Source organism: Actinosynnema sp. NPDC037264 (assembly GCF_055603705.1).
Genome location: NZ_JBVJVK010000009.1, coordinates 202351 through 227286, shown reverse-complemented (window position 1 = coordinate 227286; position 24936 = coordinate 202351). Strand labels below are relative to the sequence as shown.

Genomic DNA, 24936 nt, shown 5'->3' with positions numbered 1-24936 from the left:
GGCGGTTCTACAGAAATCAGTCAGCCAGCCGGCCGGAGTCAGTCGTCCAGGGCCGTCAGCACCCAGGGCCCGTCGTCGGTGATGGCCACCGAGTGCTCCCAGTGCGCGGCCCTCGAGCCGTCCGCCGTGATGACGGTCCAGCCGTCGTCCAGCTCGACCGTCCGCTCGGTCCCGAGCGTGAGCATCGGCTCGATGGCGATCGCCATGCCCACCTTGAGGCGCGGCCCCTTGCCGGGCTTGCCGTGGTTCGGCAGGAACGGGTCCATGTGCATCTTCGTGCCGATGCCGTGGCCGCCGTAGCCCTCCACGATGCCGTACTCGACCCCGTGCTCCTCGCCGGCCAGGATGGTGGCCGACTCGATCGCGAACGAGACGTCCCCGAGCCGCCCGCCGGCGACCGCGGCCTCGATGCCGGCCAGCATCGACGCGCGGGTCGCCTCGGACAGCTTCAGCTCCGCGTCCGTCACCTCGCCGACCGGCAGGGTGATCGCCGAGTCGCCGTGCCACCCGTCGAGGATGGCGCCGCAGTCGATCGAGATCAGGTCGCCTTCGGCGAGCACCTGGGTCCGGCTGGGGATGCCGTGGACGATCTGCTCGTTCACCGACGCGCAGATCGACGCGGGGAACCCGTGGTAGCCCTTGAACGACGGGATGGCGCCGGCGTCGCGGATGCTCTGCTCGGCCAGCTCGTCCAACTCGGCCGTGCTGACACCGGCCTTCGCGTGCGACGCCAGCAGCGCCAACGTGCGCGCCACGACCAGCCCGGCAGCCCTCATGGCTTCGAGCTGGCCGCGGCTCTTGATCTCGATCATGCGGTCTCGACCAGGAACGACCCGACGCAGCGCATCGACAAGTCCACCGCTCACTTCAGGTCGCGCAACGCGCGGAGAGCGCGCTCGCTGATCTCGTCGACCTCACCGACGGCGTCGATGCTCACGACGATGTCGGCGTAGTAGTCGAGCAGCGGCGCGGTCTCCGTCCGGTACACCTGCTGGCGGTGCCGGATCACGTCTTCCTTGTCGTCCGTGCGACCCCGGGCGAGCAGGCGCTCGACCACGACGTCCTCGTCGATCCGGAACTCCAGCACCGCGTCGAGCTTCTCGCCCTCGGCCGCCAGCATCTCGCCCAGCACGCCCGCCTGGGCGGTGTTGCGCGGGAAGCCGTCGAGCAGGAAGCCGTCGGTGGCGTCCGGCTGCGAGAGCCGGACGCGCACCATCTCGTTGGTCACCTCGTCCGGCACCAACTCGCCCGCGTCCAGGTACTCCTGGACTTCCTTGCCCAGATCGGTCTGCTCGCTGATGTGGGCGCGGAACAGGTCCCCGGTGGAGATGTGCGGCACGCCGAGCTCGCGGCTGAGCGTTTTGGCCTGGGTGCCCTTGCCCGCACCGGGCGGGCCGACGAGAACGAGTCGCACTAGCGGAGGAACCCTTCGTAGTTGCGCTGCATGAGCTGGCTCTCGATCTGCTTCACGGTGTCGAGACCGACACCGACCATGATCAGCACCGCCGTGCCGCCGAACGGGAAGTTCTGGTTCTGGCCCTGACCGGTCAGGTCGAGGAACAGGTTCGGCAGGATGGCGACGATGCCCAGGTAGAGCGAGCCCGGCAGCGTGATCCGCCCCAACACGAAGCGGAGGTACTCGGCGGTGGGACGGCCCGGCCGGATGCCCGGGATGAACCCACCGAACTTCTTCATCTCGTCCGCGCGCTCGTCCGGGTTGAACGTGATGCCGACGTAGAAGTACGTGAAGAAGACGATCAGCAGGAAGTACAGCGCGATGTGCACCGGGCTGGACTGGCTCACCAGGTGTGTCGCGACGAAGCTCTCCCACCAGTTCGGCGCCGAGCCGTCGGTGGAGGCGGTCAGGCGCGAGATCAGGTCGGGCAGGTACAGCAGCGACGAGGCGAAGATGACCGGGATGACACCGGCCTGGTTCACCTTCAGCGGCAGGTAGGTCGACGTGCCGCCGTACATCCGCCGGCCGATCATCCGCTTCGCGTACTGGACCGGGATGCGGCGCTGCGCCTGCTCCACGTAGATGACGCTCGCGATGATCAGCAGGGCCGCGACGCAGACCAGGAAGAACGTCAGGCCGCCGCGGTCGAGGATGATCTTGCCCTCGATCGGGATGCGCGCCGCGATGCCGGTGAAGATCAGCAGCGACATGCCGTTGCCGATCCCCTTCTCGGTGATGATCTCGCCGAGCCACATGATCACGCTGGTGCCCGCGGTCATCACGACCACGAGGACGACCAGGTTGAAGATGCTGTCGTCGGGGATGACCGGCACTTCGCAGTTCTGGAACAGCTGCCCGCGCACGGCCAGCGCGATGATGCCCGTGGACTGCAGGACGGCGAGCGCGATGGTCAGGTAGCGGGTGTACTGGGTCAGCTTGCCCTGACCCGCCTGCCCTTCCTTCTTCAGCTGCTCGAACCGCGGAATCACCACGGTGAGCAGCTGGACGATGATGCTCGCCGTGATGTAGGGCATGATGCCGAGCGCGAAGATCGACAAGTTCAGCAGCGCGCCACCGCTGAACAGGTTGATCAGGGAGTAGATCCCCTGCTGGTCGACCGACTCGACACACTGTTTGACGTTCTTGAAGGAGACGCCCGGCGCGGGCATGGTGGCGCCCAACCGGTACACCACGACGATCCCCAGTGTGAAGAGGATCTTCTTGCGTAGGTCCGGCGTCGCGAGAGCCGAGCGGAATGCGCCGAGCACGCGAACCTCCATCAGCGTTGCCGCCCCACTGGGGTCGGCATCCTGCGGTGCCGGCTGTGTTGCCGGCACAGTCTTGCGGACATGCCGTCGACCATCGCCGACGGTGGCGGAAGCGACGGATAGCCGCGACCGACCCGGAGGGCATCCGGGTTCAGCCCGCGACTTTAACAGCCGCTTGGCCGATCGCCGTAGTCAGTCTTCCCTCACACTTCGTACCCGATCGACTACGGTCGCCGGCAAGCCCCCGAATGGATCAAGTTCGGCTGGTCGCCAGCACCCCGGCCATGCCGAGCAGGACGGCCGCCGTGCCCTTGTCCAGCCGGGCCTTGGCACGCCTGGTCAGCCCCGCCTTGCGGATACCCGCGCCCAGCGCCACGTACGCCGTGCCCGCCAGCGCCTCCGCGGCCAGGTAGACCGCGCCGAGGGTCGCGAGCTGCACCGGGATGGGGCCCCGCGCGGGGTCGACGAACTGGGGCACGAACGCGGTGAAGATCAGCAGCGCCTTGGGGTTGCTGATCGCCACCAGGAACTCCTTGCGCAGCGGAGCGCCGTTCCCGACCTGCCTCTCCCCGGTCTCCTTGGTCGTCAGGATGCGCACGGCCAGGTAGACGAGGTAGGCGACGCCGACCCACTTGATCACGGTGAGCGCGGTGTGGCTGGCGGCCAGGACGGGCCCGAGCCCCGCGACGACCGCGCCGACCATCAGGGAGAAGGCCGCAAGGCGGCCCAGGAGCGCCACCACGGCCCGCAACGGCCCGTGGTGGACCCCGTGGTGCATGCCCAGGAGGTTGTTGGCGCCCGGGGTCAGTGCGACCAGCACCGAGGTGCCGAAGAAGACGGCGAGCCACATGGGTGCACGCTAACCCCGCCGCCAACCGGTTTTACGCCCTGCGCGAACACCGTCTCATCAGCGCCGCGAGCGCGCTTCCCGCGCGGCGGGACGCACCGCCCGACCGCCGGCAACCGTCAAGAACCCGGGTACGCGAACGGCCCCGGAGCGGGAGGCTCCGGGGCCGTTCGGCAGTGCTTCGCGCGTCAGAGCACGGTGGTGGTGCCACCGGCGGCGGCGATCTTCTCGACCGCGCTGCCGGAGAACTTGTTCGCCACGACGTCGACCTTCACGCCGTCCAGGTCACCGTTGCCGAGGACCTTCACGAGCTCGTTCTTGCGCACCAGGCCCGCGTTGATGAGGGCGTCCACGTCCACCCGGCCACCGTTCGGGAACAGGCGGGCGATGTCGCCCACGTTCACGACCTGGTACTCCGTGCGGAACGGGTTGCGGAAGCCCTTCAGCTTCGGCAGGCGCATGTGCAGCGGCATCTGGCCACCCTCGAAGCGCGGCGAGACGTTCTTCCGCGCTCCGGTGCCCTTCGTGCCGCGACCGGCCGTCTTGCCCTTGGAGCCCTCACCGCGACCGACACGGGTCTTCGCGGTCTTGGCGCCGGGGGCCGGACGCAGGTCATGGATCTTGATGGTCACGACTGGACCTCCTCGACGACCACCAGGTGGCGAACGGCGTGGATCAAACCGCGCACCTGCGGCGTGTCCTCGCGGACCACCGACTGGCGGATCTTGCGCAACCCCAGGGTCCGGAGGGACTCACGGTGGTTGTGCTTGGTACCGATGCTGCTCTTGACCTGGGTCACCTTGAGCTGCGCCATGGTCACACCGCCCCTGCACGGGCACGGAGCATGCCGGCGGGAGCCACATCCTCGAGCGGCAGACCGCGACGGGCGGCCACCTCCTCGGGACGCTGGAGGCCCTTCAGGGCCGCCACCGTGGCGTGCACGATGTTGATCGCGTTGTCGGAGCCCAGCGACTTGCTCAGCACGTCGTGGACACCGGCGCACTCCAGCACCGCGCGGACCGCGCCACCGGCGATGACACCGGTACCGGCCGAGGCCGGACGGAGCAGCACGACACCGGCCGCCTTCTCGCCCTGGATCGGGTGAGGGATCGTGCCCGCGATGCGGGGGACGCGGAAGAAGTTCTTCTTCGCCTCCTCCACACCCTTGGCGATCGCCGCCGGGACTTCCTTGGCCTTGCCGTAGCCGACACCGACCATGCCGTCGCCGTCGCCGACCACGACCAGCGCGGTGAAGCTGAAGCGACGACCACCCTTCACGACCTTGGAGACGCGGTTGATCGCAACCACGCGCTCCAGGTGCGGGGTCTTCTCCTGGGCCGCTCCGCCGCGGCCACCGTCACGGCGGTCGCGGCGCTCTCCGCGCTCGCCCCCGCCGCCTTCGCGACGCGTGCGTCCTGGCATCAGGCGTCCCTCTCAATTCGGTTCATGTGCATTGTCAGAACTCCAGCCCAGCCTCGCGAGCGGCATCGGCCAGAGCGGCGATCCGACCGTGGTAGGCGTTGCCGCCGCGGTCGAAGACCACCTTGCTGATCCCGGCGTCCTTGGCACGGGCGGCGGCCAGCTGGCCGACCTTCGCCGCACGGGCCTTCTTGTCGCCGTCGATCGACCGGACGTCCGCCTCGACGGAGGACGCCGCCGCGATCGTGTGGCCGGCGAGGTCGTCGATGATCTGCACGGTGATGTGCTTCGACGAGCGGTGCACGACCAGGCGCGGGCGCTCCGCCGTGCCGCTGACCTTCTTGCGGAGGCGGAAGTGACGGCGCGTCTTGGCGATGCGGCGAGTGGTCGAGATGTCCTTGCCCACCGGCTTGCGCTTCGTTGCAGTCTCGCTCATGTCACTTACCCGTCTTTCCGACCTTGCGGCGGATCTTCTCGCCCGCGTACCGCACGCCCTTGCCCTTGTACGGGTCGGGCTTGCGGAGCTTGCGGATGTTGGCGGCGACCTCGCCCACGAGCTGCTTGTCGATGCCGGCCACGGAGAACCGGGTCGGGGTCTCCACCGCGAAGGTGATGCCCTCGGGGGCCTCCACCTTCACCGGGTGGCTGTAGCCCAGCGCGAACTCCAGGTCGGAGCCCTTCAGCGCCACGCGGTAGCCGACGCCGTGGATCTCCATCTTCTTCTCGTAGCCCTGGGTCACGCCCACGACCATGTTCTGCACCAAGGTGCGCGACAGGCCGTGCAGCGAACGGCTGCGACGCTCGTCGTTCGGGCGCTTCACCTCGAGGGTGCCGTCGTCGGCCTTCTCGATGATGATCGGCTCAGCGATGTTGAGCGACAGGGTGCCCTTGGGCCCCTTGACGCTCACAGCCTGGCCGTCGATGTTCACGTCGACCCCGGAGGGGACGGTGATCGGCAGTTTTCCGATGCGCGACATTGCCTAGTCCCCCTTCCTCACCAGACGTAGGCGAGGACTTCTCCGCCCACGCCCGACTTGTTGGCCTGGCGGTCGGTCATCAGACCGCCAGAGGTCGAAATGATCGCGACGCCCAGACCGCCCAGCACCTTCGGCAGGTTGGTCGACTTCGCGTACACGCGCAGGCCCGGCTTCGACACGCGGCGGAGGCCGGCGATGCTGCGCTCCCGGTTCGGGCCGTACTTCAGCTCGATAACCAGGTTCTTGGCCACGTCGCCCTGCTCATCGCGGTAGCTCGCGATGTAGCCCTCGCGCTTGAGGATCTCGGCGATGTTGGCCTTCAACTTCGAGTGCGGCATCACGACCTTGTCGTGGTAAGCCGAGTTCGCGTTCCGCAGACGCGTCAACATGTCTGCGATCGGGTCGGTCATCGTCATGGTGACCTGGTCAACCTTTCTCGCTGCGGTTCCCCAGCCAGGGTCCGAGCCGGCGTTGCGGCCGGCTGGTCGTGGACGGGCCTACAGCGAAGTGATGAGACTAGAAAAACCTGCCGCCGAGCCGGACTTACCAGCTGGACTTGTTCACACCGGGCAGCTCGCCCCGGTGCGCCATCTCGCGGAGGCAGATCCGGCACAGGCCGAACTTGCGGAACACCGAGTGCGGGCGACCGCAACGCTGGCAGCGGGTGTAACCCCGCACCTTGAACTTCGGCTTGGCCGCGGCCTTGTTGATCAGCGCCTTCTTGGCCATGATCAGTTCTCCTTGAACGGGAAGCCCAGGAGCTTCAGCAGCGCCCGGCCCTCTTCGTCGTTGGTCGCGGTCGTCACCACGGTGATGTCCATACCGCGGGGGCGGTCGATGGCGTCCGGGTCGATCTCGTGGAACATCGACTGCTCGTTGAGGCCGAACGTGTAGTTCCCGTTGCCGTCAAACTGCTTGCCCGACAGACCGCGGAAGTCGCGGATGCGGGGCAGCGCGATCGTCAGCAGCCGGTCCAGGAACTCCCACATGCGGTCGCCGCGCAGCGTGACGCGCGCGCCGATCGGCATGCCCTCGCGCAGCTTGAACTGCGCGATGGACTTGCGGGCCCGGCGGACCTCGGGCCGCTGGCCCGTGATGATCGACAGGTCCTTGACGGCGCCCTCGATCAGCTTGCCGTCGCGGGCGGCGTCGCCGACACCCATGTTGACGACGACCTTCACCACGCCCGGGATCTGCATGACGTTGGCGTACTCGAACTGCTCGCGCAGCGAGGCGACGATCTCCTCGCGGTAGCGAACCTTCAGCCGCGGCAGCGTCTTCTCAACGGTGGTCATCAGATGTCCTTCCCGTTACGACGGGAAATGCGGACCCGCTTGCCCTCGTCGTTCGTCCGGTAGCCCACACGGGTCGGCTTGCCGTCCGCGTCGACCACCATCACGTTGGACACGTGGATGGGGGCCTCCTGCGTCACGATGCCGCCCGACTGCGCGCCGCGCTCGGTCTGCGAGATCCGGGTGTGCTTCTTGATGCGGTTGACGCCCTCGACCAGGACGCGGCTCTCAGCGGGGTAGGCCTGGATGACCTTGCCGCGAGCGCCCTTGTCCTTGCCGGCGATTACGACGACCGTGTCGCCCTTCTTCACCTTCATGGTCAGAGCACCTCCGGCGCCAACGAGATGATCTTCATGAACTTCTTGTCGCGCAGCTCCCGACCGACCGGGCCGAAGATGCGGGTGCCCCGCGGCTCGTTGTCGTTCTTGATGAGCACCGCGGCGTTCTCGTCGAACCGGATGTAGGAGCCGTCGGGACGACGCTTCTCCTTCACGGTCCGGACGATGACCGCCTTGACGACGTCGCCCTTCTTGACGCCGGCACCCGGGATGGCCTGCTTCACCGTCGCGACGATGATGTCCCCGATGCCCGCGTAGCGGCGGCCCGAGCCACCGAGAACACGGATGCAGAGGATTTCCTTCGCACCGGTGTTGTCGGCGACGCGCAGCCGCGACTCCTGTTGGATCACTTACCTGCTCCTTGACCATTCCTGGCCCGCCAGATTTCCGACCTGACGGGCTCGGTCGTACGACTGGCTACTTGGCCTTCTCGAGGACCTGCACGAGGCGCCAGCGCTTGGTGGCCGACAGGGGCCGCGTCTCCATCAGCAGGACGCGGTCGCCGACGCCGGCGGTGTTCTGCTCGTCGTGCGCCTTCACCTTGGTGGTGGAGCGCATGACCTTCGAGTACCGGCGGTGCTTCTTGCGGTCCTCGACCGCCACCACGATCGTCTTGTCCATCTTGTCGGACACGACGTAGCCCTCGCGGACCTTGCGGTCGTTGCGAACCTCGGTAGTCACTTCGTTGTTCTCGCTCATGCCGCACCCTCACCAGTGGAAACCGCGTCGGGAGAGGCCGAGAGGCCCAGCTCCCGTTCCCGCATCACGGTGTAGATCCGGGCGATCTCGTGCCGGACCGTGCGCAGGCGGCGGTTGTTGTCGAGCTGCCCGGTGGCCATCTGGAAGCGGAGGTTGAACAGCTCCTCCTTCGCCTCCCTCAGGCGCAGCACGAGCTCTTCCTCGGTGAGCTCACGCAGCTCGGAAGCGGTGGTACCCGCTGCCATCAGAACTCACCACCCTCACGCGTAACGATGCGGCACTTCATCGGGAGCTTGTGGATCGCGCGACGCAGCGCCTCGCGGGCCACAGCCTCGTTCGGGAAGCTCATCTCGAAGAGCACCCGACCCGGCTTGATGTTGGCCACCCACCACTCCGGCGAACCCTTACCGGAACCCATGCGGGTCTCGGCGGGCTTCTTGGTCAGCGGGCGGTCCGGGAAGATGTTGATCCAGACCTTGCCACCACGGCGGATGTGCCGGGTGATCGCGATACGAGCCGACTCGATCTGCCGGTTGGTCACGTAGGCGGGCTCCAGAGCCTGGATGCCGTACTCGCCGAAGGTGACCCTCGTGCCGCCCTTGGCAGCACCGGACCGTCCGGGGTGGTGCTGCTTGCGGTGCTTAACCCTGCGCGGGATGAGCACGACTCAGCCCTCCGTCTTCTCTTCGGTCGGTGCGGCGGCCTGGTCGCCCGCAGCGGCCCGGCCGGCCTCGGTGCTCGTCGCGGTGGTGCCGCTGGCGCCGGAACGACGCGCCCGGTTCGGGCGGTCGGCGCGGTCGCGGCGCGGTGCGCGGTCGGCCGCCGGAGCGGCGTCACGCTCGCGCTTGGCGCTGATGCCACCGACGATGTCGCCCTTGTAGATCCACACCTTCACGCCGATCCGGCCGAACGTGGTGCGGGCCTCGAAGAAGCCGTAGTCGATGTCGGCACGCAGCGTGTGCAGCGGAACCCGGCCATCGCGGTAGTGCTCGGAGCGGGACATCTCGGCGCCGCCGAGACGGCCGCCGCACTGCACGCGGATGCCCTTCACCTGGGGCGAGCGCATGGCCGACTGGATGGCCTTGCGCATCGCGCGGCGGAACGCCACGCGGTTGGACAGCTGCTCGGCCACGCCCTGCGCGACCAGCTGGGCGTCCGACTCGGGGCTCTTCACCTCGAGGATGTTGAGCTGCACCTGCTTCTTGGTGAGCTTCTCCAGCTCACCGCGGATGCGGTCGGCCTCGGCGCCGCGGCGGCCGATGACGATGCCCGGCCGGGCGGTGTGGATGTCGACGCGGACCCGGTCGCGGGTGCGCTCGATCTCCACCTTCGAGATGCCGGCGCGCTCCATGCCCTTGGACAGCAGCTTGCGGATCTTGACGTCCTCCGCCACGTACTCCGCGTACTGCTTGTCGGCGTACCAGCGGGACTTCCAGTCCGTGGTGATACCAAGTCGGAAGCCGTGCGGGTTGATTTTCTGGCCCACTACCGAGCCCCCTTCCTGTCAGCGCCGGCCTTCGCGCTGGTCTTCTTCGGACGGCTCTCCACCTCGACGGTGATGTGGCTCGTCCGCTTGCGGATCCGGTAGGCGCGGCCCTGGGCGCGCGGGCGGAACCGCTTGAGGGTCGGGCCCTCGTCCACGTAGACCTTCGACACCCACAGGGTGTCGGGGTCCAGGGACAGGTTGTTCTCGGCGTTGGCCACGGCGCTCTGCAGCACCTTGCGGACCGGCTCAGATGCCGCCTGCGGCGCGAACTGGAGCACGGCCAGGGCCTCGCTGGCGCTACGACCCCTGATGAGCTCGACGACGCGACGCACCTTCATGGGCGTGTCACGGACGTAGCGAGCCCGAGCCACGGCGCGCGGGAACTCCGGCGCTTCGGCTTCGTTACGGGCGTTCATCGCTGCTTCCCCTTGCTCTTCCTCTAGTTCGTCGCCTAGCGACGGCGCGACTTCCGGTCGTCCTTGATGTGGCCCTTGAACGTGCGGGTCGGGGCGAACTCGCCGAGCTTGTGCCCGACCATCGCCTCCGAGACGAACACCGGCACGTGCTTGCGGCCGTCGTGCACCGCGATCGTGTGGCCCAACATGTCGGGGATGATCGTCGACCGGCGGGACCAGGTCTTGATGACGGTCTTCTTGCCCGACTCGTTGAGGGCGTCCACCTTCTTGAGCAGGTGGTCGTCCACGAAGGGGCCCTTCTTAAGGCTGCGAGGCATCCTTCACTCCCTCCCTGCTCAGCGCTTCTTACCGGTGCGACGACGCCGGACGATGAGCTTGTCGCTTGGCTTACGGCGGCGGGTGCGACCCTCGGGCTTACCGGCCGGGTTCACCGGGTGGCGACCACCGGAGGTCTTGCCCTCACCACCACCGTGCGGGTGGTCGACCGGGTTCATGGCGACACCACGCACGGTGGGCTTCTTGCCCTTCCAGCGCATGCGGCCGGCCTTGCCCCAGTTGATGTTCTGGTGCTCGGCGTTGCCGACCTCGCCGACCGTGGCTCGGCACCGGACGTCCACGTTGCGGATCTCGCCCGAGGGCATCCGCAGCTGGGCGTAGGGGCCGTCCTTGGCGACGAGCTGCACGCTGGCGCCCGCGGACCGGGCGATCTTCGCGCCGCCGCCGGGGCGGAGCTCGATCGCGTGCACCACGGTGCCGACCGGGATGTTGCGCAGCGGCAGGTTGTTGCCCGGCTTGATGTCGGCCTTGGGGCCGTTCTCCACCATGTCGCCCTGCTGCAGCTTCGACGGGGCGATGATGTAGCGCTTCTCGCCGTCGAGGTAGTGCAGCAGCGCGATGCGCGCGGTGCGGTTGGGGTCGTACTCGATGTGAGCGACCTTGGCCGGCACGCCGTCCTTGTCGGTGCGGCGGAAGTCGATGAGGCGGTACGCCCGCTTGTGGCCGCCGCCCTTGTGCCGCGTCGTGATCTTGCCCGACGCGTTGCGGCCACCGCGGCCGTGCAGCGGGCGGATCAGCGACTTCTCCGGCGTCGTCCGAGTGATCTCGGCGAAGTCGGAGACGCTCGCACCGCGACGACCGGGGGTCGTCGGCTTGTACTTGCGAATGCCCATCTCTACGCAGTCCTCGTCGTCATCAGGCGGCCGGGCCGCCGAAGATCTCGATCGGCTTGCTCTCGGCGGACAGCGTCACGATGGCGCGCTTGGTGTCCTTGCGCTTGCCATAACCGGTCCGGGTCCGCTTGCGCTTGCCCTGGCGGTTGAGCGTGTTGACGCTGACGACCTTGACGCCGAAGACCTTCTCCACGGCAATCTTGATCTGGGTCTTGTTCGAGCCGGGAGCCACCACGAAGGTGTACTTGTTCTCCTCGAGCAGCCCGTAGGACTTCTCGGAGATGACCGGCGCGAGCAGGATGTCCCGGTGGTCGGGGATCACTTCGCGGCCTCCTCGTCGACCTCGGACGACTCGGCGGTGGCCTCGGCGGAGCCCTGCCCGTGCTGGGCCTTGCTCGCCAGGAACACGTCGAGCGCGTCCTTGGTGAACACCACGTCGTCGTTGACCAGCACGTCGTAGGTGTTGAGCTGGTCCGGCGCGATGATGTGCACGTGCGGCAGGTTGCGCAGGCTGACCCACGAAACCTCGTCGGTGCGCAGCAGCACGGCCAGCACGCGGCGAGCCTCGGTCACCGACTCCAGCACCTTGCGGGCGGCCTTGGTCGACGGCGTGTCGCCCTCGACGAAGCTCGTCACCACGTGCACCTGCTCGGCGCGCGCCCGGTCGGAGAGGGCGCCACGCAGGGCGGCGGCCTTCATCTTCTTGGGGGTGCGCTGGCTGTAGTCACGCGGCTGGGGGCCGTGGACGACGCCACCACCGGCGAACTGCGGCGCGCGGGTCGAGCCCTGACGGGCGCGGCCGGTGCCCTTCTGCCGGTACGGCTTCTTGCCACCACCGCGGACTTCACCGCGGGTCTTGGTGGCGTGCGTGCCCTGGCGGGCCGCGGCCAGCTGGGCCACGACGACCTGGTGCAGCAGGGCCACGTTCGCCTGCGCGTCGAAGATCGCGGCAGGCAGCTCGACGGAGCCGTCGGCCTTGCCCGCCGGGGTGCGGATCTCAACGGAAGTCATGATCAGGCACCACCCTTCGCAGCGGTCTTGATGAACACGGTGCCGCCCTTGGGACCGGGCACGGCGCCCTTGATGAGCAGCAGGCCGGACTCGGCGTCCACGCGGTGCACCTTGAGGTTCTGGGTGGTCACCCGCACGTTGCCCATCCGACCCGCCATGCGCAGGCCCTTGAACACGCGGCCGGGCGTGGCGCAGCCGCCGATGGAACCCGGCGAGCGGTGCTTGCGCTGGGTGCCGTGGCTGGCGCCGAGGCCCTTGAACCCGTGGCGCTTCATGACACCCGCGGTGCCCTTGCCCTTGCTGGTGCCGACCACGTCGACCACCACGCCGGCCTCGAAGACCTCGGCGGTGATTTCCTGGCCGACCGTGTACTCGGACGCATCCGTGGTGCGCAGCTCCGCCAGGTGGCGGCGGGGCGTGACGCCCGCCTTGGCGTAGTGGCCCGCGACGGGCTTGTTGACCTTGCGCGGGTCGATCGCGCCGAAGGCCAGCTGCACGGCCGAGTAGCCGTCGATTTCCTGGGTCCGAACCTGGGTGACCACGTTCGGCTCGGCCTTGACGACGGTCACCGGAACGATCCGGTTGTTCTCGTCGAAGACCTGAGTCATGCCGAGCTTGGTGCCCAGGAGGCCCTTAACCTGCCTGTCAGACATGGGTCTCGTTACTCTCCGCCCCAAATGGGATCAACACTGCCGCGTCCAACGCTTACTGGATGTTGACGTCGACGCTCGCCGGCAGGTCGATGCGCATGAGCGCGTCCACCGTCTTCGGCGTCGGGTCGAGGATGTCGATCAGACGCTTGTGCGTGCGCATCTCGAAGTGCTCGCGCGAGTCCTTGTACTTGTGCGGCGAGCGGATGACGCAGTAAACGTTCTTCTCAGTGGGCAGCGGCACAGGCCCGACGACCCGAGCGCCGGTGCGCGTCACGGTCTCGACGATCTTGCGCGCGGACGCGTCGATCGCCTCGTGGTCGTAGGCCTTGAGCCGGATGCGGATCTTCTGTCCCGCCATGATGGCTTGCCGTTCCTCTGCTTCTAGTACCGCTGCGGTGCGGGCACCTTGCACGAGGTCACGGGACCTCCGGCGCGCTCCGCCCCCTATTCAGGATTGACACCGAGCGGTGTCACGGTGCCCGGTCCACGCGGTCGGGCGTGTCGCGCCCAACGCTTAGACCGGTCCCACTACGAAACGTGTGGGATTGACTCGCACGTTCACAAAATCGATCAAACCCCGCTCGTGACGGGGCGGCCGAGTCCAGACTCGAACCGGCCGCCCCGACGAGCAACCCGTCAATGGTCGCACACGCGGGTGCGCAGACCAAATCGGGGGGTGAGAATTAGAGCCAGGTCACTTGATGATCTTGGTGACCGAGCCCGCGCCGACGGTGCGGCCACCCTCGCGGATGGCGAACCGCAGGCCCTCGTCCATGGCGATCGGCTGGATCAGCTTCACGCTCATCGACGTGGTGTCGCCCGGCATGACCATCTCGGTGCCCTCGGGGAGGGTCACGACGCCGGTCACGTCCGTGGTGCGGAAGTAGAACTGCGGGCGGTAGTTGTTGAAGAACGGCGTGTGGCGGCCACCCTCGTCCTTCGACAGGATGTAGACCTGCGCCTCGAACTCGGTGTGCGGGGTCGTGGTGCCCGGCTTCACGATCACCATGCCGCGCTCCACCTCCTCGCGCTTGATGCCGCGGAGCAGCAGCGCGGCGTTGTCGCCCGCGCGGCCCTCGTCGAGGAACTTCTTGAACATCTCGATCGAGGTGACCGTCGTCTTCTTCGAGGTCTCCTTGATGCCGACGATCTCGACCTCTTCGTTGACCTTGATGATGCCGCGCTCGATGCGGCCGGTCACCACGGTGCCACGACCGGTGATGGTGAACACGTCCTCGACCGGCATCAGGAACGGCCGGTCGACCTCGCGCTCGGGCTCCGGGATGTTCTCGTCCACGGCGTCCATCAGGCCGATGAGCTTCTCGCCCCACTCGGCGTCGCCCTCCAGCGCCTTCAGCGCGGAGACGCGGACGACCGGCAGGTCGTCACCGGGGAACTCGTACTCGGAGAGCAGCTCGCGGACCTCGAGCTCGACGAGCTCCAGGATCTCCTCGTCGTCCACCATGTCGGCCTTGTTCAGGGCCACCACGATGTAGGGCACACCGACCTGGCGGGCCAGGAGCACGTGCTCCTTGGTCTGCGGCATCGGGCCGTCGGTCGCCGCGACCACCAGGATGGCGCCGTCCATCTGCGCCGCACCGGTGATCATGTTCTTGATGTAGTCGGCGTGACCGGGGCAGTCGACGTGCGCGTAGTGGCGCTTGTCGGTCTGGTACTCGATGTGGGCGATCGAGATGGTGATGCCGCGCTGCTTCTCCTCCGGCGCCTTGTCGATCTGGTCGAACGGCGTGAAGGGGTTCAGGTCCGGGTACTTGTCGTGCAGGACCTTGGAGATCGCCGCGGTCAGCGTCGTCTTGCCGTGGTCGATGTGACCGATGGTGCCGATGTTGACGTGCGGCTTCGTCCGCTCGAACTTCGCCTTCGCCACTGGATTGTCCTCCTGGACTTCTATTGCTTAGCCCGGCGGGCGGATTGCCGCCCGCCGGGCGTCACGTCAGGGTCGGTTGTGCGGACCCCGGGGCATCCCCCCGGAGAGCCCGCGTGGTGCTGCGGTGCTCCGGTTGGGGTTACTCGCCCGTAGCCTTCGCGATGATCTCCTTCGCGACGTTCGCGGGAACCTCGGCGTAGGAGTCAAAGGTCATCGAGTAGTTCGCGCGACCCTGGGTCCTGGACCGCAGGTCGCCGACATACCCGAACATCTCCGACAGCGGGACCAGTGCCTTGACGACACGGGCGCCGCTGCGCTCCTCCATGGCCTGGATCTGGCCACGGCGGGAGTTCAAGTCGCCGATCACGTCGCCCATGTAGTCCTCGGGCGTGGTGACCTCGACCGCCATCAACGGCTCGAGGATCGCCGGGCTCGCCTGGCGAGCGGCTTCCTTGAGCGCCATGGAGCCCGCGATCTTGAACGCCATCTCCGACGAGTCGACCTCGTGGTAGGCGCCGTCGACCAGCGTCAGCTTGACGCCCACCAGCGGGTAACCCGCCAGCACGCCGTACTGCATCGCGTCCTGGGCGCCCGCGTCCACCGACGGGATGTACTCCCGGGGGATGCGACCACCGGTGACCGCGTTGACGAACTCGTAGAGAGCGCCGTCCTCGGTCTTCTCCAGCGGCTCCAGGTCGATGAGGACCTTCGCGAACTGGCCGGAACCACCGGTCTGCTTCTTGTGGGTGTAGGAGTACTTCTCCACCTTGCGGCGGATCGTCTCCCGGTACGCCACCTGCGGCTTGCCGATGTTGGCCTCGACCTTGAACTCGCGGCGCATGCGGTCCACCAGGATGTCCAGGTGGAGCTCGCCCATGCCGGCGATGATCGTCTGGCCGGTCTCCTGGTCCAGGTTGACCCGGAACGTCGGGTCCTCCTCGGCCAGCTTCTGGATCGCGGTGCCCAGCTTCTCCTGGTCGGCCTTCGTCTTCGGCTCGATCGCCACCTGGATGACCGGCTCGGGGAAGGTCATCGACTCCAGCACGATGGGCGCCTGCGGGTCGCAGAGCGTCTCACCGGTGGTGGTGTCCTTCAGGCCGATGACGGCGTAGATGTGGCCCGCCATGGCCTCTTCGACCGGGTTCTCCTTGTTGGCGTGCATCTGGAAGATCTTCCCGATGCGCTCCTTGCGGTCCTTGGTCGAGTTGATGACCTGGGTGCCGGAGGCCACCTTGCCCGAGTAGACCCGGATGTAGGTGAGCTTGCCGAAGAACGGGTGCGCGGCGATCTTGAACGCGAGCGCGGCGAACGGCTCGTCGGTCTTCGGCGCGCGGAAGGCCGGCGTCTCGCCGTCCTGCAGCGTGCCCTCGACCGGCGGGAGGTCCAGCGGGGCCGGCAGGTAGTCGATCACCGCGTCGAGCATGGGCTGGACGCCCTTGTTCTTGAACGCCGAGCCGCACAGCACCGGGTACCCGGCGCGGTTCTTGACGATCGCGCGGATGCCCGCCTTGATCTGCTCGACGGTGAACTCCTCGCCGCCGAGGTAGGCCTCCATCAGGGCGTCGTCGGTCTCGGCGACGGCCTCGATCAGCTGCTCGCGGTACTCGGCGGCCTTCTCGGCGAGGTCGGCCGGGATCTCCTCGACCGTGTAGTCCTCACCCTTCTGGACCTCGCCGCGCCAGGTCAGCGCGCGCATCTCGACCAGGTCGATGACGCCGATGAAGTCGCTCTCCGACCCGATCGGGAGCTGGATCGGCAGCGGCTTCGCGCCCAGGCGGTCCTGGATGGTCTTCACGGTGAAGTAGAAGTCCGCGCCGAGCTTGTCCATCTTGTTGACGAAGCAGATGCGCGGGACGTCGTACTTGGTCGCCTGGCGCCAGACCTGCTCGGACTGGGGCTCGACGCCTTCCTTGCCGTCGAACACGGCAACGGCACCGTCGAGGACGCGGAGGTTGCGCTCCACCTCGACGGTGAAGTCGACGTGGCCCGGCGTGTCGATGATGTTGATCTGGTGGTTCTTCCAGAAGCAGGTCGTCGCGGCCGACGTGATCGTGATGCCGCGCTCCTGCTCCTGCTCCATCCAGTCCATCACCGCGGCGCCGTCGTGGACCTCGCCGATCTTGTAGCTGATCCCGGTGTAGAACAGGATCCGCTCGGTCGTCGTGGTCTTGCCCGCGTCGATGTGGGCCATGATCCCGATGTTGCGGACCTTGGCCAGGTCGGTGAGCACGTCCTGTGCCACGGGTGTCTTCCCCTGTCTTGAGCTAGCTGGTAGCAGGCTCACTAGGGCTGGGAGGCGCCAGGCGGGCGGCTCGGGCTGCCCGCCTGGCGTCACGTCACCAGCGGTAGTGGGCGAAGGCCTTGTTCGACTCGGCCATCTTGTGCGTGTCCTCGCGGCGCTTGACGCTCGCGCCCAGGCCGTTGCTCGCGTCGAGCAGCTCGTTCATCAGGCGCTCGATCATGGTCTTCTCACGGCGCTGCCGGGAGAAGGTGATCAGCCAGCGCAGCGCGAGCGTGGTCGAGCGGCCCGGCTTCACCTCGACCGGCACCTGGTAGGTGGCGCCACCGACGCGGCGGGACTTCACCTCGAGCGCGGGCTTGACGTTGTCCAGGGCGCGCTTGAGCGTCACCACCGGGTCGGTGCCCGTCTTGTCGCGGGCGCCTTCGAGGGCGCCGTACACGATCCGCTCGGCCACGGAGCGCTTGCCGTCGACCAGCACCTTGTTGATGAGCTGGGTCACCAGCGGAGAGCTGTAGACCGGGTCGGAGATCAGCGGCCGCTTCGGGGCCGGTCCCTTGCGGGGCATCAGCTCTTCTCCTTCTTCGCGCCGTACCGGCTGCGAGCCTGCTTGCGGTTCTTCACGCCCTGCGTGTCGAGCGAACCGCGGATGATCTTGTAGCGGACACCGGGGAGGTCCTTCACACGACCGCCGCGCACGAGCACCATCGAGTGCTCCTGCAGGTTGTGGCCCTCACCGGGGATGTAAGCCGTGACCTCGATACCGCTCGTGAGCTTCACGCGGGCGACCTTGCGCAGCGCCGAGTTCGGCTTCTTGGGCGTGGTCGTGTAGACGCGGGTGCACACACCGCGCCGCTGCGGGCTGCCCTTGAGCGCCGCGGTCTTCTGCTTGGCGACCTTGTCCTGCCGGCCCTTGCGGACCAGCTGCTGGATCGTTGGCATACGCCGGCTGCTTCTTCCCTTTACGTGCCCGCCGCGTGGGCGACGAGCCCTGTTTACTTGGTCCCTCTCTGCACCCGAGGTCGGGCGTGTCGCCGCTCTCGGCAGTACCGAAAGTGCTACACAGCGCCCCAGGTCCGCAGGCGACATCCCAGGATGCCCCTACGCGTGGAGGTCACCGCGGCCGGCTTTCCAGCACCACTGGCGCGTAGGCACGCGGAGCGGCCCGACATGGGTCGGGCACGAGTACCAAAGATACCCCGCCTGGTTCCCACGGGTCAAAACGGATCCGCTGCCGCGCCTGGTCGGGCGGACGCGCGCCGCCCGCCGATCAAGTTCGGGGGTGGTTTTGTGACGGTTCTCGCAACCGTTCGCTCGAAGGGACCGGCCGCGGGACCGAGGAGCGACTCACGGGTTATCAGAACATGAATAGGCGGAGGGCGCAGGTCGGAGTGGCCACCCATTCACTCGTTCGGGTGGAAGTGCGCCTGTCGCGACTGTGGCCGGGGCCGGGCCGGCGGCCGGTCACACTGGTCGGGTGAACTCCGAACTCATCGCGGGCATGGCCGCGCTGGTGGCGGCCGACGCCTCGCCCGAGGTGCTCGCGGTGCGCGGCGACGTGGTGGTGGTCCGGGTCGCGGACGTGGTGCTCAAGGCGCACGAGCGGGGCACGGACCTGGCCGTGCTCACCGAGCGGCTCCGGCTGGCGGCCGACCCGCGGCTGGGCGAGCTCCTGCTCGCGCCGCGCTCGGCGCCCGCGGTCGTGCTGGGGCGGGCCGTGACGGCGTGGCCGATGGGCACGCCGGTGCCCCAGAGCGAGCCCGAGGACCTGCCCATGGAGGCGGCGGGGCGGATGCTGGCCGCGCTGCACCGGTTCACCGCGGCTGACTTCGCGCCGCCCGTGCCCCTGGCCGGCGCCCGGCCCCGGATGGAACGGGCGGTGCGCGAGCTGACCCTCGCCACACCGGCGGCCGACCTGGTGCGGCGGGCGTTCGCGACGTTGCCGGAGTTCGGCGACGGCGGCGTCACGCTCATCCACGGCGACTGGCACCTCGGCCAGCTGGTGTGGCGGGACGGGTACCGGCTCATCGACGTGGACGACCTCGGCGTGGGTGATCCGGCGTGGGATCTGGCACGGCCGGCCGCGCTGCACGCGGCGGGCGTGCTCGACGCCGACGCGTGGGGGCGGCTGCTCGGGGCGTACCTGGACGCGGGTGGCGCCGGCGTGCCGCGGGACGACCCGTGGTCGGTGCTGGAGGCGCCCGCGCGCGCACTGGTCGTGCAGATGGCGGCCCGTGCCCTTTCCGCTGCGGAGCGCGACGGGACGGAGTTGAACGACGCTCAAGAAGCGCTGATCGACGCGTGCGCGCGGATCGTGTCGACACACGAACCCATTCGGCGCGGCTAATATCGGGACCATCGCGTCAAGAGCAGGAGGCTCACACGATGCAGTGTCCCAAGTGTCATGCGAACATGCGCACCTTCGACCGCATGGGCGTGCACATCGAGCAGTGTGATGGCTGCCGCGGGGTCTTCCTCGACTACGGCGAGCTGGAGGCCATCACCCGGCTCGAGCAGCAGATGGCTCCCCCGCCCCCGCCGCCCGTCGCGCCGCAGCCCGCTCAGGTCCACTACGTCCAGCAGCCGGCCCCGCAGCCGGGCTGGGGCTACGGCGGTGGTGGCCACTACGGGCACCGGAAGCACCGTGGCCTGGGCGGGTTGTTCTTCTCGTCCTGATCCTCGTGGTGGTGGCCCCGCGCCGATGGTGCGGGGCCACCGTTGTCACTACCGGAAAACAGGGTGATAATCGGTAGTGACCCGAGGAGGTCCCGTCATGTCCGTCGCCACGGAGGCTGCGCAGATCCGCGACCTGTTCGACCAGATCGAGGAGATCGAAGAGGTCGCGTCGAGCTTGTCGGAGGACGACGAGCGGCGGCGAAAGCTGCACGGCGTGGTGGCGAAGGCCCTGCGCAAGGCCCCGCCGGTGCGGCCGGTGGTGGCCGGTGAGCTGCTGGAGCTGACCGAGAAGACGGTCAAGGCGTGGGCGCGCGAGGGCGTGCTCGCGATCCACAGCCAGGAGCCCCGGATGTTGTTGGACGCCGTGCGGCTGCACGAGGTGCTGCACGTCGTGTCGGACCTGAGGCGGGCGGGCAAGAACCGCGCGTTGCTGGACGAGGTGCACCGGCGGTTGAGCGACGCGGCGCTGCTCGACCGCGACGACCTCGTCACCAGCCTGGAGCAGCTGCACCGCGGCGAAGGACGCGTAGTTCGCTGATCACCGTCGTCGAAACGCCCGTCGCGGCCGGCCAGGCCGCCGGCCTGCGCGGCGCCGCCAGGGTCGCCTACGACAGGTTCCTGGACGAACTGGCCCACAGCGGCTGCCTGGCGCTCGGCTACCGCGTCACCGGCCCCGAACCGCTGCCACGCCTGTGCGTGAAGCACCTGCGCGGCGCCGACCGCGTGGTCGTCGCTTTCCCCTCGCCGCGCACGGCGTGGATCCTGCTCGTCGGCCCGCACGACGACGACCCCGGCCGCGACCTCTACGAAACGCTGTACGAACTGGCCGGCGTCCGCCCGAAGCTGACCGAGAAGCGCACCAAGCCACCGTGCTGCTCCGACCTGGCACCCCCGGTCGCGGACTCGGACCTCGTGGACGACCTGGTCGCCCGCGCCCGCTCCCTGGCCAAATCCCGCCGCCGCCCCACCTGAGCCGCGCGCGTGTCGAACGCTCAGGACCCGTGAGTTCCGCGCTCAAGACGCGCAGGCCGGTCTGTGCAGTGCCCCACCACGCGTCCGAGCGTTGAACTCGGGGTACCTGAACGTTCGACACCTGAGCGTTCGACACGCGCGGAAAGGCCCCCGGAGCGGGAGGCTCCGGGGGCCTTTCAGTCGACTGGCTGCTTCAGCGGTAGTCGCGGCCGAAGTCGTAGTCGTCCAGCGGGACCGCGGCGCCCGTGCCCGTGCCGAAGACGTCCGGCGTGTAGTAGCCGTCGTCGTAGCTCGGGATGGCGTACGCCGCCGCACGCGCTTCCTCGGTCGGCTGCACCTGGATGTTCCGGTACCGGTTGATGCCGGTGCCGGCCGGGATCAGCTTGCCGATGATCACGTTCTCCTTCAGGCCGATGAGCTTGTCCGAACGCCCGTTGATGGCGGCGTCCGTCAAGACCCTCGTCGTCTCCTGGAAGGAGGCCGCCGACAGCCACGAGTCCGTGGCCAGCGATGCCTTCGTGATACCCATCAGCACCGGACGGCCGGCGGCGGGCTCGCCACCCTCGGCCACCACGGCCCGGTTGCCCGACTCGAACTCCGCGCGCTCGACCAGCGAGCCCGGCAGGAACTCGGTCGCACCCGAGTCGATGATCGTCACCCGGCGCAGCATCTGCCGGACGATGACCTCGATGTGCTTGTCGTGGATCGCCACGCCCTGGGCCCGGTAGACCTTCTGGACCTCGCCGACCAGGTGCAGCTGGGCCTCACGCGGGCCCATCACGCGCAGCACCTCGTGCGGGTCGGGCGTGCCCTCCAGCAGCTGCTGGCCGACGCCGACGTGGTCGCCGTCCTGCAACGGGCCGGTGGCCGTGTTCGCGAGCCGCTGACGCTTGGACAGCTTCTCGAAGAGGATCTCCTCGGACCCGTCGTCCGGGATGAGGGTGATCTTCCAGAACCGGTCGCCGTCCTCGATGCGCACCCGGCCGTCGACGTCCGCGATGGGCGCCTTGCCCTTCGGCACGCGAGCCTCGAACAGCTCCTGCACACGGGGCAGACCGGTGGTGATGTCGTCACCGGCCACACCGCCCTGGTGGAACGTGCGCATGGTCAGCTGCGTGCCGGGCTCACCGATGGACTGCGCGGCGACGATGCCGACGGCCTCGCCGACGTCGACCAGCTTGCCGGTCGCCATCGAACGGCCGTAGCAGGACGCGCACACACCGACCGCGGACTCGCAGGTCAGCACCGAGCGGACCTTGACCCTGGTCACGCCCGCCTCGACGAGCGTCGCCAGCGCCGGGTCGCCCAGGTCGTCACCGCGGTTGAGCACGATGTTGCCATCGGCGTCGGTGATGTCCTCGGCGATGGTCCGCGCGTACACGCTGGTCTGCGCGAACTCGGCCAGCACGACCTTGTCGCCCAGCCGCTCGCCGACCGTCATGTTCACGCCGCGCGTGGTGCCGCAGTCGACCTCGCGGATGATGACGTCCTGCGACACGTCCACCAGACGACGGGTCAGGTAACCCGAGTCGGCGGTGCGCAGCGCGGTGTCGGCCAGACCCTTGCGGGCGCCGTGCGTGGCGATGAAGTACTCCAGCACCGACAAGCCCTCGCGGAACGAGCTCTTGATCGGCCGCGGGATGTACTCGCCCTTCGGGTTGGTCACCAGACCACGCATACCCGCGAGCGACCGGACCTGGGTCATGTTGCCCGCCGCGCCCGACATCACGATCATGCGGATCGAGTTGTCCTCGGGGAAGTTGGCCTCCATGACCTCGGCGACCTCTTCGGTTGCCTTGGTCCACACCTTGACCAGCTCGTTGTTGCGCTCCGTGTGGGAGAGCTGACCGCGCTGGTAGCGCTTCTCGACCGCGTCCGCGAGCTTCTCGTACTCGTCCAGGATGCCCTGCTTGGCAGCCGGCACGAGCACGTCGGAGATCGCGACCGTGACGCCCGACCGGGTGGCCCAGTAGAAGCCGGCGTCCTTCAGCTTGTCCAGCGTCCGGGCGACGGTGACCATCGGGTACCGCTCGGCGAGGTCGTTGATGATCGTCGCCTGCCGCTTCTTCGGCATGACGTCGTTGATGAACGGGTAGTCCGCCGGCAGGACCTCGTTGAACAGCACGCGACCGAGGGTGGTCTCGGCCAGCCACGCCTGACCGGGCTCCCAGCCCTCCGGCTCCTGGCCCTTCGGCGGGTTCTTGTCCGTGATCCGGATCTTGACCATGGCCTGCAGGCCCAGGACCTTGCGGTCGAACGCCATCAGCGCCTCGGCGGCCGAGGAGTAGGCCTGGCCTTCGCCGAGGTCACCCTTCTTGTGCCGGGTCAGGTGGTACAGGCCGGTCACCATGTCCAGACGCGGCATGGCCAGCGGCTTGCCCGACGCGGGCGAGAGGATGTTGTTCGACGACAGCATCAGCACGCGCGCCTCGGCCTGCGCCTCGGCGGACAGCGGCAGGTGGACCGCCATCTGGTCACCGTCGAAGTCGGCGTTGAACGCCTCGCAGACCAGCGGGTGCAGCTGGATGGCCTTGCCCTCGACCAGCTGCGGCTCGAAGGCCTGGATGCCCAGCCGGTGCAGCGTGGGCGCGCGGTTGAGCAGCACGGGGTGCTCGGTGATGACCTCTTCCAGCACGTCCCACACGGCGGGGCGCGCGCGCTCCACCATCCGCTTGGCGGACTTGATGTTCTGCGCGTGGTTGAGGTCGACCAGCCGCTTCATCACGAACGGCTTGAACAGCTCGAGCGCCATCTGCTTGGGCAGGCCGCACTGGTGCAGCTTCAGCTGCGGGCCGACCACGATGACCGAACGGCCCGAGTAGTCGACGCGCTTGCCGAGCAGGTTCTGGCGGAACCGGCCCTGCTTGCCCTTGAGCAGGTCGGACAGCGACTTGAGCGGCCGGTTGCCCGGGCCCGTCACCGGCCGGCCGCGGCGGCCGTTGTCGAACAGCGCGTCGACGGCCTCCTGCAGCATCCGCTTCTCGTTGTTGACGATGATCTCGGGCGCGCCGAGGTCGATCAGTCGCTTGAGGCGGTTGTTGCGGTTGATGACGCGGCGGTACAGGTCGTTCAGGTCGGACGTGGCGAAGCGGCCACCGTCGAGCTGCACCATCGGGCGCAGGTCCGGCGGGATGACCGGGACGCAGTCCAGCACCATGCCCTGCGGGTTGTTGCGGGTCGCCTGGAAGGCGGCCACGACCTTCAACCGCTTGAGGGCGCGCAGCTTCTTCTGGCCCTTGCCGCTGCGGATGGTCTCGCGCAGCACGTCGGCCTCGGCGTCGACGTCGTAGTCACCCAGCAGCCGCTGGATGGCCTCCGCGCCCATGGCGCCGGTGAAGTAGTCGCCGTAGCGGTCGTACAGCTCGCGGTAGAGCAGCTCGTCCGCGATCAGCTGGGCGCGCTCGAGCTTGGTGAAGGTGGACCAGATCTCGTCGAGCCGGTCCAGCTCGCGCTGGGCGCGGTCGCGGAGCTGGCGCATCTCGCGCTCGCCGCCCTCCTTGACCTTGCGGCGGACGTCGGACTTGGCGCCCTCCGCCTCCAGCTCGGCCAGGTCGGCTTCCAGCTTCTGCGCCCGGGCCTCGACGTCGGCGTCACGCCGGTTCTCGACCCGCTTGCGCTCGACCTGCATCTCGTTCTCGAGCGTGGGCAGGTCGTTGTGGCGCAGCTCGGTGTTCACGCCCACGATGACGTAGGCCGCGAAGTAGATGATCTTCTCGAGGTCCTTGGGTGCCAGGTCGAGCAGGTAGCCCAACCGGCTGGGGACGCCCTTGAAGTACCAGATGTGCGTGACGGGCGCGGCCAGTTCGATGTGGCCCATCCGCTCGCGGCGCACCTTGGCGCGGGTCACCTCGACGCCGCAGCGCTCGCAGATGATGCCCTTGAAGCGGACGCGCTTGTACTTGCCGCAGTAGCACTCCCAGTCCCGGGTGGGACCGAAGATCTTCTCGCAGAACAAGCCGTCCTTCTCCGGCTTGAGCGTGCGGTAGTTGATGGTCTCGGGCTTCTTGACCTCGCCGAAGGACCACTGGCGGATGTCGTCCGCGGTCGCGAGACCGATGCGAAGCTCATCGAAGAAGTTGACGTCGAGCACGTCTACTCTCTTCCCCTTTTTGGTTCGGTGCTGCTTGGGG

At 68.2% G+C, this 24936-nt stretch carries 34 protein-coding genes; 4 read left to right on the top strand and 30 right to left on the bottom strand.

Annotation, left to right across the window (positions count from 1 at the left end; genetic code table 11):
- Positions 1-38: 38 nt before the first annotated feature.
- The 29 genes from map to rpsL all read right to left on the bottom strand — a co-directional run bounded on the left by map (position 39) and on the right by rpsL (position 18100).
- Positions 39-812: a type I methionyl aminopeptidase gene (gene map / locus ACZ7GX_RS14405; RefSeq protein WP_498776565.1), complete on the bottom strand. Its 774-nt coding sequence runs from the start codon at positions 810-812 to the stop codon at positions 39-41.
- Positions 813-862: 50 nt separating this feature from the next.
- Positions 863-1414, bottom strand: a complete 552-nt coding sequence (locus tag ACZ7GX_RS14400) for an adenylate kinase (RefSeq protein ID WP_498776563.1) — start codon at positions 1412-1414, stop codon at positions 863-865.
- A complete protein-coding gene (gene secY / locus ACZ7GX_RS14395; protein ID WP_498776561.1) occupies positions 1414-2724 on the bottom strand; it encodes a preprotein translocase subunit SecY in 1311 nt (436 codons plus the stop codon). Before secY ends, ACZ7GX_RS14400 begins: the two co-directional genes overlap by 1 nt.
- Before the next feature lie 253 nt (positions 2725-2977).
- Positions 2978-3574 (bottom strand): LysE family translocator, encoded by a 597-nt coding sequence (locus tag ACZ7GX_RS14390; protein ID WP_498776559.1) that lies wholly within the window; start codon positions 3572-3574, stop codon positions 2978-2980.
- A gap of 185 nt (positions 3575-3759) precedes the next feature.
- Positions 3760-4203 carry a 50S ribosomal protein L15 gene (gene rplO / locus ACZ7GX_RS14385; protein ID WP_037329521.1) on the bottom strand — a complete coding sequence of 148 codons (444 nt, stop codon included), beginning with the start codon at positions 4201-4203 and terminating at the stop codon, positions 3760-3762.
- Positions 4200-4385, bottom strand: coding sequence for a 50S ribosomal protein L30 (rpmD, locus tag ACZ7GX_RS14380; protein ID WP_033428588.1), 186 nt, complete (start codon positions 4383-4385; stop codon positions 4200-4202). The genes rplO and rpmD overlap by 4 nt, the downstream gene beginning before the upstream one ends.
- A 2-nt stretch (positions 4386-4387) precedes the next feature.
- A complete protein-coding gene (gene rpsE / locus ACZ7GX_RS14375; RefSeq protein WP_037329520.1) occupies positions 4388-4993 on the bottom strand; it encodes a 30S ribosomal protein S5 in 606 nt (201 codons plus the stop codon).
- 34 nt (positions 4994-5027) lie between these two features.
- Positions 5028-5426 carry a 50S ribosomal protein L18 gene (gene rplR / locus ACZ7GX_RS14370; RefSeq protein WP_498717896.1) on the bottom strand — a complete coding sequence of 133 codons (399 nt, stop codon included), beginning with the start codon at positions 5424-5426 and terminating at the stop codon, positions 5028-5030.
- 1 nt (position 5427) lies between these two features.
- Complete coding sequence (rplF, locus tag ACZ7GX_RS14365) at positions 5428-5967, bottom strand: 50S ribosomal protein L6 (RefSeq protein WP_053715225.1); 540 nt, start codon at positions 5965-5967, stop codon at positions 5428-5430.
- A gap of 17 nt (positions 5968-5984) precedes the next feature.
- Positions 5985-6383, bottom strand: a complete 399-nt coding sequence (rpsH, locus tag ACZ7GX_RS14360; protein ID WP_033428586.1) for a 30S ribosomal protein S8 — start codon at positions 6381-6383, stop codon at positions 5985-5987.
- 127 nt (positions 6384-6510) lie between these two features.
- Positions 6511-6696, bottom strand: coding sequence for a type Z 30S ribosomal protein S14 (locus ACZ7GX_RS14355; protein ID WP_033436724.1), 186 nt, complete (start codon positions 6694-6696; stop codon positions 6511-6513).
- 2 nt (positions 6697-6698) lie between these two features.
- A complete protein-coding gene (rplE, locus tag ACZ7GX_RS14350) occupies positions 6699-7262 on the bottom strand; it encodes a 50S ribosomal protein L5 (RefSeq protein WP_123745278.1) in 564 nt (187 codons plus the stop codon).
- Positions 7262-7576 carry a 50S ribosomal protein L24 gene (gene rplX / locus ACZ7GX_RS14345; RefSeq protein WP_230566488.1) on the bottom strand — a complete coding sequence of 105 codons (315 nt, stop codon included), beginning with the start codon at positions 7574-7576 and terminating at the stop codon, positions 7262-7264. Before rplX ends, rplE begins: the two co-directional genes overlap by 1 nt.
- A gap of 2 nt (positions 7577-7578) precedes the next feature.
- Complete coding sequence (rplN, locus tag ACZ7GX_RS14340) at positions 7579-7947, bottom strand: 50S ribosomal protein L14 (RefSeq protein ID WP_033436721.1); 369 nt, start codon at positions 7945-7947, stop codon at positions 7579-7581.
- Positions 7948-8014: 67 nt separating this feature from the next.
- Positions 8015-8296, bottom strand: coding sequence for a 30S ribosomal protein S17 (gene rpsQ / locus ACZ7GX_RS14335; protein WP_230566487.1), 282 nt, complete (start codon positions 8294-8296; stop codon positions 8015-8017).
- A complete protein-coding gene (rpmC, locus tag ACZ7GX_RS14330; RefSeq protein WP_033428581.1) occupies positions 8293-8541 on the bottom strand; it encodes a 50S ribosomal protein L29 in 249 nt (82 codons plus the stop codon). Before rpmC ends, rpsQ begins: the two co-directional genes overlap by 4 nt.
- A complete protein-coding gene (gene rplP / locus ACZ7GX_RS14325; protein ID WP_053715230.1) occupies positions 8541-8960 on the bottom strand; it encodes a 50S ribosomal protein L16 in 420 nt (139 codons plus the stop codon). The genes rpmC and rplP overlap by 1 nt, the downstream gene beginning before the upstream one ends.
- A 3-nt stretch (positions 8961-8963) precedes the next feature.
- Positions 8964-9782, bottom strand: a complete 819-nt coding sequence (gene rpsC, locus ACZ7GX_RS14320) for a 30S ribosomal protein S3 (protein WP_053715231.1) — start codon at positions 9780-9782, stop codon at positions 8964-8966.
- Positions 9782-10198, bottom strand: a complete 417-nt coding sequence (gene rplV / locus ACZ7GX_RS14315; RefSeq protein ID WP_053715232.1) for a 50S ribosomal protein L22 — start codon at positions 10196-10198, stop codon at positions 9782-9784. Before rplV ends, rpsC begins: the two co-directional genes overlap by 1 nt.
- Before the next feature lie 35 nt (positions 10199-10233).
- Complete coding sequence (rpsS, locus tag ACZ7GX_RS14310; RefSeq protein ID WP_033384221.1) at positions 10234-10515, bottom strand: 30S ribosomal protein S19; 282 nt, start codon at positions 10513-10515, stop codon at positions 10234-10236.
- Positions 10516-10533: 18 nt separating this feature from the next.
- Positions 10534-11367 (bottom strand): 50S ribosomal protein L2, encoded by an 834-nt coding sequence (rplB, locus tag ACZ7GX_RS14305; protein WP_498776551.1) that lies wholly within the window; start codon positions 11365-11367, stop codon positions 10534-10536.
- A gap of 22 nt (positions 11368-11389) precedes the next feature.
- Entirely contained in the window at positions 11390-11689 is a 300-nt protein-coding gene (gene rplW / locus ACZ7GX_RS14300) for a 50S ribosomal protein L23 (protein WP_053715234.1), read from the bottom strand.
- Entirely contained in the window at positions 11686-12378 is a 693-nt protein-coding gene (gene rplD, locus ACZ7GX_RS14295) for a 50S ribosomal protein L4 (RefSeq protein ID WP_498776549.1), read from the bottom strand. The genes rplW and rplD overlap by 4 nt, the downstream gene beginning before the upstream one ends.
- Positions 12379-12380: 2 nt before the next feature.
- Positions 12381-13031 (bottom strand): 50S ribosomal protein L3, encoded by a 651-nt coding sequence (gene rplC / locus ACZ7GX_RS14290; protein WP_360464705.1) that lies wholly within the window; start codon positions 13029-13031, stop codon positions 12381-12383.
- Positions 13032-13083: 52 nt separating this feature from the next.
- Entirely contained in the window at positions 13084-13389 is a 306-nt protein-coding gene (rpsJ, locus tag ACZ7GX_RS14285; RefSeq protein WP_003938093.1) for a 30S ribosomal protein S10, read from the bottom strand.
- Between the two features lie 336 nt (positions 13390-13725).
- Positions 13726-14919, bottom strand: coding sequence for an elongation factor Tu (gene tuf / locus ACZ7GX_RS14280; RefSeq protein ID WP_073885921.1), 1194 nt, complete (start codon positions 14917-14919; stop codon positions 13726-13728).
- 139 nt (positions 14920-15058) lie between these two features.
- Complete coding sequence (fusA, locus tag ACZ7GX_RS14275) at positions 15059-17161, bottom strand: elongation factor G (protein ID WP_498776546.1); 2103 nt, start codon at positions 17159-17161, stop codon at positions 15059-15061.
- Positions 17162-17255: 94 nt separating this feature from the next.
- Positions 17256-17726, bottom strand: a complete 471-nt coding sequence (gene rpsG / locus ACZ7GX_RS14270; RefSeq protein WP_053715239.1) for a 30S ribosomal protein S7 — start codon at positions 17724-17726, stop codon at positions 17256-17258.
- Positions 17726-18100 (bottom strand): 30S ribosomal protein S12, encoded by a 375-nt coding sequence (gene rpsL, locus ACZ7GX_RS14265; protein ID WP_030473471.1) that lies wholly within the window; start codon positions 18098-18100, stop codon positions 17726-17728. Before rpsL ends, rpsG begins: the two co-directional genes overlap by 1 nt.
- A 535-nt stretch (positions 18101-18635) precedes the next feature.
- On the opposite strand from rpsL, the gene ACZ7GX_RS14260 reads away from it, so the two are divergent.
- The 4 genes from ACZ7GX_RS14260 to ACZ7GX_RS14245 all read left to right on the top strand — a co-directional run bounded on the left by ACZ7GX_RS14260 (position 18636) and on the right by ACZ7GX_RS14245 (position 20806).
- Positions 18636-19505 (top strand): phosphotransferase family protein, encoded by an 870-nt coding sequence (locus ACZ7GX_RS14260; protein WP_498776544.1) that lies wholly within the window; start codon positions 18636-18638, stop codon positions 19503-19505.
- A gap of 65 nt (positions 19506-19570) precedes the next feature.
- Complete coding sequence (locus ACZ7GX_RS14255) at positions 19571-19834, top strand: TFIIB-type zinc ribbon-containing protein (protein WP_498776542.1); 264 nt, start codon at positions 19571-19573, stop codon at positions 19832-19834.
- A gap of 97 nt (positions 19835-19931) precedes the next feature.
- On the top strand, positions 19932-20372 hold the full coding sequence (locus tag ACZ7GX_RS14250; RefSeq protein WP_498776540.1) for a hypothetical protein: 441 nt from the start codon (positions 19932-19934) through the stop codon (positions 20370-20372).
- A gap of 158 nt (positions 20373-20530) precedes the next feature.
- Complete coding sequence (locus ACZ7GX_RS14245; RefSeq protein ID WP_498776538.1) at positions 20531-20806, top strand: hypothetical protein; 276 nt, start codon at positions 20531-20533, stop codon at positions 20804-20806.
- Positions 20807-20999: 193 nt separating this feature from the next.
- Here the strand turns inward: ACZ7GX_RS14245 and ACZ7GX_RS14240 are convergent, their stop codons facing one another.
- A complete protein-coding gene (locus ACZ7GX_RS14240; RefSeq protein WP_498776536.1) occupies positions 21000-24896 on the bottom strand; it encodes a DNA-directed RNA polymerase subunit beta' in 3897 nt (1298 codons plus the stop codon).
- Between the last annotated feature and the right edge of the window lie 40 nt (positions 24897-24936).

Excerpts from the sequence above, each read along its gene's own strand:
- map (WP_498776565.1), bottom strand. The coding sequence starts at position 812 with ATGATCGAGATCAAGAGCCGCGGCCAGCTCGAAGCCATGAGGGCTGCC.
- ACZ7GX_RS14390 (WP_498776559.1), bottom strand. The coding sequence starts at position 3,574 with ATGTGGCTCGCCGTCTTCTTCGGCACCTCGGTGCTGGTCGCACTGACC.
- rpmD (WP_033428588.1), bottom strand. The coding sequence starts at position 4,385 with ATGGCGCAGCTCAAGGTGACCCAGGTCAAGAGCAGCATCGGTACCAAG.
- rpsE (WP_037329520.1), bottom strand. The coding sequence starts at position 4,993 with ATGCCAGGACGCACGCGTCGCGAAGGCGGCGGGGGCGAGCGCGGAGAG.
- rplR (WP_498717896.1), bottom strand. The coding sequence starts at position 5,426 with ATGAGCGAGACTGCAACGAAGCGCAAGCCGGTGGGCAAGGACATCTCG.
- rplF (WP_053715225.1), bottom strand. The coding sequence starts at position 5,967 with ATGTCGCGCATCGGAAAACTGCCGATCACCGTCCCCTCCGGGGTCGAC.
- rpsH (WP_033428586.1), bottom strand. The coding sequence starts at position 6,383 with ATGACGATGACCGACCCGATCGCAGACATGTTGACGCGTCTGCGGAAC.
- ACZ7GX_RS14355 (WP_033436724.1), bottom strand. The coding sequence starts at position 6,696 with ATGGCCAAGAAGGCGCTGATCAACAAGGCCGCGGCCAAGCCGAAGTTC.
- rplE (WP_123745278.1), bottom strand. The coding sequence starts at position 7,262 with ATGACCACCGTTGAGAAGACGCTGCCGCGGCTGAAGGTTCGCTACCGC.
- rplX (WP_230566488.1), bottom strand. The coding sequence starts at position 7,576 with ATGAAGGTGAAGAAGGGCGACACGGTCGTCGTAATCGCCGGCAAGGAC.
- rpsQ (WP_230566487.1), bottom strand. The coding sequence starts at position 8,296 with ATGAGCGAGAACAACGAAGTGACTACCGAGGTTCGCAACGACCGCAAG.
- rpmC (WP_033428581.1), bottom strand. The coding sequence starts at position 8,541 with ATGGCAGCGGGTACCACCGCTTCCGAGCTGCGTGAGCTCACCGAGGAA.
- rplV (WP_053715232.1), bottom strand. The coding sequence starts at position 10,198 with ATGAACGCCCGTAACGAAGCCGAAGCGCCGGAGTTCCCGCGCGCCGTG.
- rpsS (WP_033384221.1), bottom strand. The coding sequence starts at position 10,515 with ATGCCTCGCAGCCTTAAGAAGGGCCCCTTCGTGGACGACCACCTGCTC.
- rplB (WP_498776551.1), bottom strand. The coding sequence starts at position 11,367 with ATGGGCATTCGCAAGTACAAGCCGACGACCCCCGGTCGTCGCGGTGCG.
- rplD (WP_498776549.1), bottom strand. The coding sequence starts at position 12,378 with ATGACTTCCGTTGAGATCCGCACCCCGGCGGGCAAGGCCGACGGCTCC.
- rplC (WP_360464705.1), bottom strand. The coding sequence starts at position 13,031 with ATGTCTGACAGGCAGGTTAAGGGCCTCCTGGGCACCAAGCTCGGCATG.
- rpsJ (WP_003938093.1), bottom strand. The coding sequence starts at position 13,389 with ATGGCGGGACAGAAGATCCGCATCCGGCTCAAGGCCTACGACCACGAG.
- rpsG (WP_053715239.1), bottom strand. The coding sequence starts at position 17,726 with ATGCCCCGCAAGGGACCGGCCCCGAAGCGGCCGCTGATCTCCGACCCG.
- rpsL (WP_030473471.1), bottom strand. The coding sequence starts at position 18,100 with ATGCCAACGATCCAGCAGCTGGTCCGCAAGGGCCGGCAGGACAAGGTC.
- ACZ7GX_RS14255 (WP_498776542.1), top strand. The coding sequence starts at position 19,571 with ATGCGCACCTTCGACCGCATGGGCGTGCACATCGAGCAGTGTGATGGC.
- ACZ7GX_RS14250 (WP_498776540.1), top strand. The coding sequence starts at position 19,932 with ATGTCCGTCGCCACGGAGGCTGCGCAGATCCGCGACCTGTTCGACCAG.